This is a genomic window from Ruminiclostridium herbifermentans, from assembly GCF_005473905.2.
Taxonomy (GTDB): Bacteria; Bacillota; Clostridia; order Acetivibrionales; family DSM-1351; genus Ruminiclostridium; species Ruminiclostridium herbifermentans.
The window spans coordinates 480,574-493,461 of record NZ_CP061336.1 but is presented as its reverse complement, the minus strand read 5'-3'; the positions used below and the strand labels follow the sequence as shown (position 1 = coordinate 493,461).

Annotated in this window: 8 protein-coding genes; 2 read left to right on the top strand and 6 right to left on the bottom strand. The window is 32.7% G+C overall.

Annotation, left to right across the window (positions count from 1 at the left end):
- Window positions 1–553 precede the first annotated feature (553 nt).
- Window positions 554–2,344 carry a phosphoenolpyruvate carboxykinase (GTP) gene (locus tag EHE19_RS02065; RefSeq protein WP_137697694.1) on the bottom strand — a complete coding sequence of 597 codons (1,791 nt, stop codon included), beginning with the start codon at window positions 2,342–2,344 and terminating at the stop codon, window positions 554–556.
- A 729-nt stretch (window positions 2,345–3,073) separates the two neighbouring features.
- On the opposite strand from EHE19_RS02065, the gene EHE19_RS02060 reads away from it, so the two are divergent.
- On the top strand, window positions 3,074–4,174 hold the full coding sequence (locus tag EHE19_RS02060) for a PRK06851 family protein (RefSeq protein ID WP_137697693.1): 1,101 nt from the start codon (window positions 3,074–3,076) through the stop codon (window positions 4,172–4,174).
- 284 nt (window positions 4,175–4,458) lie between these two features.
- Here EHE19_RS02060 and EHE19_RS02055 read toward each other — a convergent pair whose 3' ends face one another.
- Window positions 4,459–5,892: an NCS2 family permease gene (locus tag EHE19_RS02055; RefSeq protein WP_137697692.1), complete on the bottom strand. Its 1,434-nt coding sequence runs from the start codon at window positions 5,890–5,892 to the stop codon at window positions 4,459–4,461.
- A gap of 341 nt (window positions 5,893–6,233) precedes the next feature.
- Complete coding sequence (locus EHE19_RS02050; protein WP_137697691.1) at window positions 6,234–7,511, bottom strand: LysM peptidoglycan-binding domain-containing protein; 1,278 nt, start codon at window positions 7,509–7,511, stop codon at window positions 6,234–6,236.
- 479 nt (window positions 7,512–7,990) lie between these two features.
- Here EHE19_RS02050 and EHE19_RS02045 point away from each other — a divergent pair, with 479 nt between their 5' ends.
- Window positions 7,991–8,344 carry a VOC family protein gene (locus EHE19_RS02045; RefSeq protein ID WP_137697690.1) on the top strand — a complete coding sequence of 118 codons (354 nt, stop codon included), beginning with the start codon at window positions 7,991–7,993 and terminating at the stop codon, window positions 8,342–8,344.
- Between the two features lie 395 nt (window positions 8,345–8,739).
- On the opposite strand, the gene EHE19_RS02040 is transcribed toward EHE19_RS02045, so the two are convergent.
- The 3 genes from EHE19_RS02040 to EHE19_RS02035 form a co-directional block, all read right to left on the bottom strand.
- Complete coding sequence (locus EHE19_RS02040) at window positions 8,740–10,041, bottom strand: ABC transporter substrate-binding protein (RefSeq protein ID WP_171003575.1); 1,302 nt, start codon at window positions 10,039–10,041, stop codon at window positions 8,740–8,742.
- Window positions 10,042–10,635: 594 nt separating this feature from the next.
- Entirely contained in the window at window positions 10,636–10,764 is a 129-nt protein-coding gene (locus tag EHE19_RS19905; RefSeq protein WP_280513959.1) for a hypothetical protein, read from the bottom strand.
- A gap of 708 nt (window positions 10,765–11,472) precedes the next feature.
- Window positions 11,473–12,888 carry an ABC transporter permease gene (locus EHE19_RS02035; protein WP_137697688.1) on the bottom strand — a complete coding sequence of 472 codons (1,416 nt, stop codon included), beginning with the start codon at window positions 12,886–12,888 and terminating at the stop codon, window positions 11,473–11,475.

Below are 12,888 nucleotides of genomic sequence, written 5' to 3'. Positions count from 1 at the left end.
ATTCTATAGCCATTCTTTAGTCGTTGTCAACATAAAGGAAACCGCCAAAAGCGGCCGTCCCTCAAAAATTCTGTTTGCAGTTTTATCACAACTATTGACAAAAAACCAATATTAATAAACACAAGGTTATTAAGCGTATTTCATATGGGTATCGGAACTTTGATAGCTTCTGACTGAGAATTCTACATACTCAAACAGGCAGAGCATCAATCATATTTTAAGCAGTTGGTTCTCAAATAAAATATAAATATAGCGTCCTATCTATTGATATAGAACAGTACTCGATGCAAAACGGCAGAAATCTAATATACGCAACCAATTCTCCAGCTATTGACACATAACCAAAAAATTTTAGTTTACAGACCACCCTAACTATTGACTTAGAGCCATATTTTAAGTAAAGCCTTATGGCTCATTCCGGCTTATTTGTGGGAGATTTGTGCATATAACCAAAAACTGACCACCCACAAGTTAGATTCTCTCTCAGTTCTAACTTATGGGGGTCAGTTCATATAGTTCTATGATAGCACCTAATTAAATAGGCACATTAATATTATTCTGCTTTTAATCTTTCTTCAAGAGCTGCAAGTTGATTCTTTAATTCTTGTGGCATGCAACCATAGTTGTCATAGTGAGCCTTTATTGATTCAACTTCTTTTAGCCATTCTTCTTTGTTAACTTTGAGAAGTTCAGCCATATCTTCAGCTGATACGTTAAGACCTTCAGTATCAATAGCATCTGCAGTTGGCATGTATCCGATAGGAGTTTTAACTGCTTTTCCTTCTCCTGATACTCTCTCGCAAATCCACTTAAGAACACGGCTGTTTTCACCGTAACCTGGCCATAACCATTTACCATCTTTATCCTTACGGAACCAGTTTACATAGAATATTTTTGGTAATTTGTCTTCAGTTGAAGCAGCTCCAACATCCAACCAGTGTTGTAAGTAATCACCTACATTGTAACCGATAAATGGTAACATCGCGAATGGGTCACGACGAACTTGACCAATCTTGTCAGAGATAGCAGCAGCTGTTATTTCTGAACCCATGATTGAACCCATAAATACACCATGTTTCCAATCAAAGCTTTCATGTACCAAAGGAATAGTACTTGGACGACGTCCTCCTATCAATATAGCTGATATAGGAACACCAGCAGGATCTTCCCACTCAGGAGCTATAACAGGACACTGTGAAGCTGGGGCTGTAAAACGAGCATTTGGATGAGCAGCAGGAGTTCCTGATGCTGGAGTCCAATCGTTGTTTTTCCAGTCAATGAGATGATCTGGAGCATCGTATCCGATACCTTCCCACCATACATCTTTGTCATCTGTAATACCAACATTTGTGAATATAGTATTCTTTTCAATACTGTGCATAGCATTTGGGTTTGAATCTAATGATGTACCTGGAGCAACTCCGAAGAAACCAGCCTCTGGGTTGATAGCATACAATCTGCCATCTTTACCATACTTCATCCAAGCGATATCATCACCGATAGTTTCAACCTTCCAACCTGGAATTGTTGGAACAAGCATTGCAAGGTTAGTCTTTCCGCAAGCACTTGGGAAAGCACCACAGATATATTTAACGTCACCCTTAGGGCTAGTTATTTTTAGAATAAGCATATGTTCAGCTAACCATCCCTCATCACGAGCTATAGCTGATGCTATACGAAGAGCAAAACATTTTTTACCTAATAATGCATTTCCGCCGTATCCTGAACCATATGACCATATAGTTCTTTCTTCTGGGAAGTGACTGATGTATTTCTTTTCGATTGGAGCACATGGCCATTTTGTATCTTTTTCGCCTTCAGCTAAAGGAGCTCCTACAGAATGTAAACATGGAACAAAATCTCCATCACCAAGAGCCTCTAAAACTTTAGTACCAATACGAGTCATTATACGCATGTTGATTACAACGTATGCGCTATCAGTAAGTTCAACACCTATTTTTGATATTTCTGATCCTATTGGTCCCATTGAGAATGGTATAACATACATTGTTCTACCCTTCATACAGCCTTTGTAAAGACCCTTCATTGTTTCTTTCAATTCATCTGGATTAATCCAGTTGTTAGTTGGTCCTGCTGCTTCTTTAGTCTTTGAAGCAATATATGTTCTGTCTTCAACACGAGCAACGTCTGAAGGATCACTGTTAAAAGCATAACATCCAGGACGCTTCTCAGGGTTTAATGGTTTAGCTAATCCCGCATCAACCAATTCCTGTATTAAACGGTCATTCTCTTCTTGAGAACCATCACACCAATAAATTTGATCTGGTTGACACATGTCAGCCATTTCTTTAACCCACGCTTGCAATTTTACATTTGTAGTCATTATTATTCTCCCTTCAATTTATATAAATATACTGCTATCAATGAGTAGTATTTGTGATTATCACTGTACTATTCAGCAATTTATGTAAGCAATAGATTTAGTTAATTTTTTCACTAACAATGTTACCATACTAAACCATAAATTTCAACAACTCTTTTAATATTATTTATTAATTTTTTTTGTATTTTTTGCAAGTTATCAACTTCCCAGCTTCATGCACATATATTTATACATAAATTTATTTCTCATAAAATTCCTTACATTCTCTTATATCAAACATTTTTATCAATTTTGCGTTGTACTTTATTACATACAATATATGTGTTTTTTGCAAAAAAAGACATTTTTATATCGAAGAAGTTGCATGTACATTTTTGTATACAATAAACAATGATAACTTATACATGCCACAATTTAACTACAAATTAAGCACAGGTTTTATTTATTTATTATTTTAATGGTATTTATATAGGTATTTTCAGCCACTATTTATTGGGTCTATTTATTAAATTATAGGCATATAACTAAGCAGGCTTTATGCAGCAAATTAATCATTAAAACAATCATCTTTAAAAGCTTCAACAACCCTATTTGTGACTACGTTAAACTACTCAACTAATACCGTCTATTAAGATAGCATTCCCACATGAAATGCCTAACAATGTTATCATTATTATTTTTATTGCATAAACTATATAATGAACAAATATTTAGGAAGGTGGAATCCTTTTGTCTGCAAAGATTATTAACTATTACGCATGTGCCAATTCAGCCCGTGGTTTTATTAGCTTTTTCGATGATAATATCAAAGGACTTGATAAGTTATACATCCTAAAGGGTGGACCTGGAACGGGCAAATCAACTCTTATGAAAAACATAGGCAACGAATGGTACAATAGAGGTTTCGATATAGAATACATACACTGTTCTTCTGATAACCATTCTATTGATGGAGTGATAATACCAACTCTTAGCATCGGTGTCGTTGATGGTACAGCACCCCATATTATTGAGCCAAAAGCACCTGGGGCAATAGAGGATTATGTAAATCTTGGAGCAGCCTGGGATAGTAAAAAACTTGCACCACAAAAAAATGAAATATTAAAAATAAAAAATAAAATAGCTTCATGTTATGCAAGTGCGTATGAGCACTTTAGAAACGGTTTAAGTATTCATGACGAGTGGGAAAAGATTTATATTGACAATATTGATTTCAATAAATTAAATGACATTACAAATTCTTTAATTTCAAAATTTTTTAATGATAAAAGTTCTGATAAACAAGGCAGTGTAAAAAACAGATTTTTTGGTGGAGCTACACCAGAAGGTTCTGTTGACTTTGTAATGAATCTGACTGAATGCATTGAAAAAAGATATTTCATTAAAGGGCGTCCCGGTTCAGGAAAATCCACCATGCTCAAAAAAATTGCCCAAGCCGCAGAAGGAAAAGGCTTTGATGTAGAAATTTACCACTGCGGCTTTGACCCTAACAGTCTAGATATGGTAATTGTAAGAGAGTTAGACATTGCTATATTCGACAGTACCCCACCTCATGAATACTTCCCAGATAGATCATCCGATGAAATAGTTGACGTATATGCTTTAGCTATTAATCCAGGAACTGATGAAAAGTATAAAGAAGAATTAGACTCGATAATTAGTCGTTATAAGTTAGCTGTAAGCAATGGAATAACACAGCTTGCTAATGCAAAAAAATTACATGATGAACTTGAAAGCATTTACATAGATGCTATGGATTTTAATAAGGTTGATAAAATTGCAAACGACTTAATGGAAAGCATAGATGATTATTTTTTTAGTGTGGAATAGCAATCATGCATTAGCCGTTCATAGTGCTATTAAACCTACATAGTACTGGTTTGTACAAAAATAATTATTTCTCATGTCTCCGTTTCTCGGTTAATAAACTCCGACATACTCAACAGACTAAGGCCCATAATTTAAAAAGGCTGACTCTACTGAGCCAGCCTAAATTATTTTATTTTACTTTAAAGTTTCATATTATTAATAAATTTCTTACTTATTTAGCAAGTAATTGCTTAATTTGCAGACTACTTTAACTAAACTTACAAAGCGCAAATAATCATAAAATTTTATAATTTCATTACTGCGGCAACTATATAATTTATTATGAATAAGCTTGTTACTATATACATAATAGGATGAACCTCTTTAGCCTTGCCCTTGCATATCTTAACTATTACATAGAATATAAATCCTGCGGATATACCACTTGAAATACTGTATGCATATGTCATAACTACTGCAGTGAAAAATGCTGAAAGAGCTTCGTCAAAATCATCCCATCTGATTTTAGCAAAAGAACTCATCATTAGAATACCTACAATAATTAGCGCAGGAGCAGTTGCTGCAGCTGGAACAATTCCTGCTACAGGTGCAAACAAAAGACAAGCAGCAAAAAGTACGGCTGTTACTACTGAGGTAAGACCAGTTTTTCCGCCCGCACCAATACCTGCAGCACTTTCAACATACGTTGTTGTATTTGATGTACCTAAAAGTGCACCAATAGAAGTTGCTGTTGCATCGGCAAATAAAGCCTTGTCCATTTTAGATTTGAAGCCTTTTCCAGAAAATAACTCTGCTTCATCTCGGTCATCAAATATGCCGCTCTTTCTGCCAGTTCCGATAAATGTTCCAATTGTATCAAAAGTATCTGATAAAGTGAAAGACAATATAGTTACAAGAACAATAGGAATCAACTTAGGATCAGCGAAAAGACCTGAAAAATCTAATTGAAATGCTGTTTGAGAAATATCTGTAACACTATAAGGAGTGGATGTACTTATATCAGTAACTCCCATTGGTATACCAATCAATGTAGTTGCTATTATACCAATAAGAATTGAACCCTTAACCTTTAGAATCATCAAAACCGCAGTTATAACAAGTCCAATCAATGCAAGCTGTGCTGCAGGTGCTGCAAAATTTACAAATGCAGGCACAACATTTGCACCATCTGCTACAATAGTTATAGCATCAGGTTCTGTACCAAACATAGATAATAAAGGAGCATTAGCTTTTCCTTCAGTAGTAAACTTGAGGAATCCGGCATTTTTAAATCCTATGTATGCTATGAAAAGTCCAATACCACCGCCAATAGCTAATTGAAGAGATTCAGGAATTGCTTTGATAATCATTTTTCTTACTTGAGTTACTGTGATAACAATATTAATAATACCGCAAATAAATACCATTGCTAACGCTTGCTGCCAACTATACCCTAATCCAATAACAACTGTAAAGGTGAAAAATGCATTCAGACCCATACCAGGAGCCTGAGCATAAGGAACATTTGCAACCAACCCCATAATCAAAGTACCTATTATTGCTGCAAGGATTGTTGCTACATAAACTCCACCCATTGGCATACCAGTTTGTCCCAAAATAGATGGATTTAAAAAAATTATGTACGCCATAGTAAAAAATGTTGTTAAACCAGCAACTATTTCAGTTTTAACATTTGTACCATGCTGACTGAGTTGAAATTTTTTTTCTAAAAAATTCATACTTCCCCTCCTAAATTAATCTCTTGCACTTTAATATTATCCTTTCAAATAATCTATTCAATTGGTATTAACTAGATAAATTTAGCAGATAAATCAAAAGCAAGCTCTACAAAAGAAAATTTGACAGGACTATTTTATCACAAATAGTTTTATTATCAAGCATTTAAATATAAATATTTGAAATACAATTTCGCATTTTTAATCAAGAAAAGATATTTTTTTAAAAATATAACAAGGATGCCTCAAATAATACAACTATAGTATTACTTTGCTGCATCCTTTTATTTATATATCTCCAATCACAGATAAAATTTTATGTGCTAAAGTTGCTTTTTTTATTTTTAAACCTTTTTAACCTTAAAAACTGAGTTTAAAATCAGCCAATTCTGCGGGAAATACCTTCCTATAGTCCAATAGCTGATGCCTCCGAGTCTATATTCATTTGCCAGTTCTAATTTTGCCAATATGCTTCTTGCATCCTCAAACCAGACCTCATGCTGTCTTCCTGAGGAATCATAGTACTTAAAAAATGGCGACTGAGATACAGGGTCAAATTGTATATTTGCTCCTACTTCATATGCCAACTGAACAGCACCTGGATTGGATAGTGCTCTGGCAGCTGTACCTGGCTTGTATGGCAAAGTCCAATCATAACCATAATTAGGTATTCCCATAAATATCTTGTTACGCGGAATTGCAGTTACTGCATAATTTATTACTCTTCTAACTTGGTTTATTGGAGCTACTGCCATAGGTGGTCCATAGGTAAATCCCCATTCGTATGTCATAATAATTACATGGTCAACAAGCGCGCCATGTATAGGATAATCATGAGCCTGATAAAGAACTCCCAGCTGGTCTGCCGATATCTTTGGAGCAACAGCAGTAGTCACAGTATAGCCTAAAGGTCTAAGAACTGCGGTAATTCTTCTTAGAAAATTATTGTAATTATCTCTATCATAAGCATATATATACTCAAAATCTATATCAAGACCATAGTAGGACTTATCTTTTAATGTTTTTGTTATATTTGCTATAAGATTATTCTGAACCGAAGTATTAGTCAATATAGTATGTGCTAAATCACTATCGAAGCTTCCGCCTTCTTTAATATTGGTTATTACCATTAGCGGTGCAACACCAGCATTTCTAGCAGCATTTATTAGTGGAGTATCTTGTATCGTAGTTAATGAGCCATCAGGCTTTACCTGATAACTAAATATACTGAGGTATGTTAGAGATGGAAGAGTTTTTCTGAGAACCTCCATATCTATGTTGGGAAATGCATATCCATTAACTTCAATGGAACCAAAATTTATGGTCTTTGGAGGAATCGTTATAATTTGCCCAACAAAAATCATTGAAGGATTTGATATTTGAGGGTTTGCGTTGAGCAACTCATCCACGGTTAATTTATAATCTCTTGAAATAGAATATAGTGTCTCACCTGAAGCAACCCTGTGACTTCGATTGCCCTCAAGGATTACAAGTGTTTGCCCAATTACAAGCTGTTCAGGGTTTTCAAGTTCATTATCTGAAATAATTTTTTGAGGAGAAACCCTATACTGCTGTGCAATTAAATATATGCTTTCTCCTGGTTTAACAACATGTATTCTCAATAGTACTCACCCTTCACTTTCTGTATTATTGACCTACTTCAATAGCTATGTATCTGATATAGTCTCATTTTCTATCAAATTAAGTCATCCTATAATTCAGTATATGCAGGGCAATCAAAGTGTGTCATTGAAATAGTGTTTTGTATCATCACGAAAATTTTCACAGAAATTTATCAATTTCACGGAATTTTTATCAATTTTATCTATTAAAATATTAATTTAACATATTATATTTCATACTAGAAAAAAATAATAATTTGTAGTATACTAAAATTGTTAAGGAATTAAGGACTATTACATAGCTTCCTCAGTCATTGCGATTGGGGAAGTTTCATTTTTATTAATACACTAAAATTCTTTTATGTAATTTTACTTCATATTGGTATAGTTATAACTTTAATTTGAAAAGGTGCTGCTACTTGTTGGTTTTCACTGATAGTTTAACATAATTTTTTTCTAATTGGGGCTTGGAGGTTATTATGAAAATAGGTGAAGTAGGATTATTAACAAATGATGTTAAAAAATTAGCTGATTTTTATAAGCTTTTATTAGGTGTAGATAATGGAAGCAATGATAATATACATCAAACGATTATTTCAGAAGAAACAATGCTAACAATTTATAATGATGGTACACATAAAAATAACACTAATCAAAATATGTGCTTAGCTTTTACTGTTGATGATGTTGATGCAGAATATAATAGACTCCTTGGGTTAGGTGTTGAAATCATAGAAAAACCAAAATTACGGCCTTGGGGAGCTAAAAACATGAGTTTTTATGATCCAGATAAAAATATAATATACTTTAGAACTCTACTCAAAAATGAGTAGCTTTATTAAATTGCTCAGCTTTCCCACACAAAATCTATCGGCGTTCAAACTTATCAATGGTTTGTTGCCAAAATAATTGCTTGAATTAGTTTGGTTAAAAAACTTATTTTTTATGAGACTCGACGCTGTAAAAATTTTGTGTATAAATCAAGAGAAATACTCTTCTTTGGTTAAGTATTAACTATAGAAGAGATTTTTTTATGAGAGCTTTACCAAAAGATTTTATTCAGAAAATAATTCATAAGAATGATTTTAAAAATCCAGGAGATAACATGTCATTTGGGGTAAACACATTGACAAATCAAAAGCCGAGAATCCAATATTTACATGGATTTCGGCTCTTATTTTTATAAAATAAATAGCATGAATGTCTTTTTTCTACAGTATATCTAAGTTTACTCATTTAATAGAGCTTTTACCTTTTCGTCTATTGCCTGTGCAGTCTGCTCTGCAGTTTTTACACCACTAACGAAATCTGGAAGTTCAGCCTTGATTATCTCATCTACGCTGCCATCACCAAGAGTGCAACTATTAACTTTTTCAAATATATCCACAATTGAATTCTTTGATTTAGTTCTAGATTTAAAAATATTACCATGTTCTTCAAATACAGAATTCATTACAGGAGCATTTAATACCTCATCGTCTTGCAAGGTCTTTGACAACATTATCTTTATAAAATCAAAGGCTTCTTCCTTAAGTTCACATTTCGAAGTTATGGCTACAATATTTGTTGCAAAAGCATTTACACTATTATCTCCATCATAAGTAGGGTAAGGTACATAAACAGGATCTTGGTCAAATACTTTTACATAGCCTGTAGTATTCTTTACAATTCCCGTATAATTTTCCGAGTGAAGCAAACTTAATTTCAATCTATCTTCATTACTAAGTACTTGATTTTCTTCTTCAAATGGACATACATATGGCAGAAGTTCTTTATATGTTTGTAATAACTTTATAAATCTTTCAGAATTAAAGCTTGAAGTTTTGTTGTTATAATCTACATAAGAGGCTTTATCTGAATATTTCAAATCGAAGAAATTAAATTTAGAATCAAAGAAATATTTACATATACTTTTTTCATTTTCAGAGTATTCTCTTGCAACTTTAACTATGTCATCCCAAGTCCATTTTGTTGAATCTATTTTATAGTCTCCTAATACTGCATCATATGTATAGAAATAGCTAAAGCAATAGTCTACAGGGATAAAATATCTTTTTCCGTTATATACACCAGAATTCATAACAATCTCATTGTAATTTTGAAGTTTTAGCTCAATATCATTAGAAATCAAAGGGTTTAAATCACACAGCACCTCGTCCTGCATTAGCTTGTAATTATTAGGTAATCCCCAAATAGGAAGTGATATAATGTCTGCTCCTTTACCAGCAGCAAGTTCAGCCTGAAATGTTTCTTGAAAAGAATCAAAGCCATCCACTGTTAATACTTTTTCTTTAAGTTTTATATCGCTATGAATACGACCATAATTTTGGAAAATTAATGAATAATAATCATATAGCGGCGAGAAGTAGCATACATTAAGAATCTTCTCATCATTTTCTGAGGTATTTGAAGCATTTTCAGTAGTTTCAACTTTGTCGTTTTTTGAAGCCTTGTCATCGGAACAGCCTGTACCCAAAATAGTTACTGACATAATTACTATCAAGATTAAACTAACCCACTTCTTTAACATAAGTACATATCCCCCTTGGTAACATATAATATAGCATATCATATAAGCCAAAAACTAAAGGCAATGCATAAAAGAGTGCCTTATAATTGCATAAAAAATAGCATTTAAAATGCATTATACACCTGTAATTATATGCTTTTAGCCATATTTCGTCAATCACAAATAACCATATGCTACAAATAAATGTTAATAATTAAACTATTATGTCTATATTTGACAAAACAGACCTAACTCTCTATTCTCAAAGTGGGACACTCTTTGTAAAGTCAATAACCGTCTGCTAAATATGCGCTGATACCTGGATTTAGTCTGGGTTTGAAATTACTCCCACCAATACACTCAAATAAACACTTGTAAGTTTTTTATTGCTTGAAAAAGCAAAATTATAGCACAAAGTTGTTTTTTGAGTTAATCAGAGAATTAGTTCAAACCCAAACTAAGTTCAAAACAGATCAAAAACTTAATTTACCAAAAGAGACGACTTAATATCGTCGCGAAGACATTAGCCAAAAGTTACTATTGACCAATTTAATTAGCTTGGTTCATGAGTGTTCAAATCTATCAATAGTTTGTTAACAAAATAGTGAATATATATTATTTGTCCTTGCCTTTTTGTTTTTTATTGCTATCTGTGTTTGAATTCTGACCTGGATTTGGAATTTTCCCGTTACTTGTCTCGGCTCTTGCTTTTCTTTGGTCAGGTTGCTGCTTATTTTTTTCCATGATCTAAGTCCTCCCTCTTCTAAATAAAAGAATTTGTGGCTGTTGTAAACCAAGAAATAATAGTTTGTGCAACAGTCCCAATATATTTTTCGTTATTATTTTGGATAATATTTTTGAAAAAATACAAGATTAATTCAACAAATATGTAGTAAGGCGGCATAATTAACTATGGATGAACCAATACAAATTCAACAAATATCTTAGAAGCAGCCCATTTAGATAAGTTTGTGCGGGAGTATCAGTAAGCCAATGACATAATTTTTTCTTGCATATATGGTGCGCGAGCACAACTTAGATATGCTTTTACAGAAGTGCCAGTATGTCAGTACTTTTATTTTTTCATTGGCTTATTTAGTACATAGATACAACTTAAATAAGCTTTTACAGAAGTACCAGTATGCCAGTACTTTTATTTTTTCATTGGCTTATATGGGACGCGGGTATAACTTAGATAAACTTTTAGTGGAGTACCAATAAGCCAGTGTACTAATTAATCCTTGGCCTATTTGGTGCACGAGCACAACTTAGATAAGCTTTTACAGAAGTGCCAGTATGCCAGTACTTTTACTTTTCCCTCGGCTTATTTGGTACATAGATACAACTTAAATAAGCTTTTACAGAAGTGCCAGTATGCCAGTACTTTTATTTTTCCCTCGGCTTATATGGGACACGAGCAGAACTTAGATAAATGGGATAAGCAGGCGCTGCTTATCCATTCAATCTTGCATAGAGTTTATCAGATAAAGCATCCACATTATTTTCATTTATAAATGTCACATCCAAAAAAACAATTAAAATTAACATTTCTTTTATTGGAATAATATAGCTAATTCCAAATAACAAGCAAGCGATAAAAGAAATAGCCAAACCAATAACCACTGAAGCAGCTAATGCTGCCATTTGTTTTGTTATTGTTCCAGAAACTAGTTTATCAAGTTTTATAGCAGATAGCACAGCAATAAAATTTAAAATCAAAAACAGTATTGAAATATAAACAACCAAAAGGTTATATCTTAAAAAAAGTTCCAGTTGTGTAGGTATATACCCAAAATTGCTGTTCAAACCATAAATCGCCTCTCTTATCTTATTTGCATAAAACTTGAAGTCAAATATATTATCAACCGGAATATATTCCGGAGGTATTGCACCTTTAAATGTTATATTCTTGCCTATTTCTCCTAGTAAAATAAGTATAAGTGCAGTTCCGATAATATATATAATTATCGGCAGTTTCCATTTAAACAGAATTCCAACTAAATAATTATTTCTTAATCCGCTTTTTAGATTCAAAAAGCCAAATTTTAAATATTTAATAAAATATTTAATAACCTTACAAATTAATAATACTCCCACTAAAAATATAAATAATAAAAATGGCTGTGACGTGTAAATTGAACTTTCATAAAAGTCATTAATTCTGTACATATTGGGTTCTTTTCTTAGGCGCTCCTTAATTATACCCTCCAATGTATGAACTCTAAAAGGCTTTTCTTTCAGACTTTCATCTTTAATAAAAATAGTATACGGGATTTTAGAAGCATTATCTGTCGTACTTTTAAAAGGTATATAAACTCTTTCAATTCCATCAGAAGCAAGTACAGAAAGAATGGAGTTTTTACTTTTGTACACCCCTATTATTTTGTACTTTATATCAGAAATATATATTTCATTGCCAATTACATTGTGAGACATAAAAAGCTTATATGCTATTGTATCACTTATAACTGCCACTTTATTGCCATATTGATATTGCTCACTATTAATAAAACACCCTCTGAGTATATCCAAACCTAAAAATTTATCAGCATTTTCTGCCGACAATACAGCCTTTATAGGGAAAATGGCATGGTTTGCCTCAATAATAGAATCAGACTGTGTCATGTATGAAATACTGCCATTTGGAAATGACTTCGCTAAGTCTTCAATATCACTTGCTTTAATCAAATTATTTTGGTTAACATAATTACCTCTAAGGTTTATTTCCATTCTGCTTGCATAGTCATTTTTATAAGTATATCTTATATTCAAAGAAATACTATTTATACTTATAACCATAAAAAAGAGTGATGACATTAGGATAATTAATTTTTTAATAGAATATTTCTGCAGCTTTTTAATGCCCAA

Bases quoted from the DNA above. Each gene is read 5' to 3' on its own strand.
- EHE19_RS02065 (WP_137697694.1), bottom strand. From the start codon at position 2,344: ATGACTACAAATGTAAAATTGCAAGCGTGGGTTAAAGAAATGGCTGAC.
- EHE19_RS02055 (WP_137697692.1), bottom strand. From the start codon at position 5,892: ATGAATTTTTTAGAAAAAAAATTTCAACTCAGTCAGCATGGTACAAAT.
- EHE19_RS02045 (WP_137697690.1), top strand. From the start codon at position 7,991: ATGAAAATAGGTGAAGTAGGATTATTAACAAATGATGTTAAAAAATTA.
- EHE19_RS02040 (WP_171003575.1), bottom strand. From the start codon at position 10,041: ATGTTAAAGAAGTGGGTTAGTTTAATCTTGATAGTAATTATGTCAGTA.
- EHE19_RS19905 (WP_280513959.1), bottom strand. From the start codon at position 10,764: ATGGAAAAAAATAAGCAGCAACCTGACCAAAGAAAAGCAAGAGCCGAG.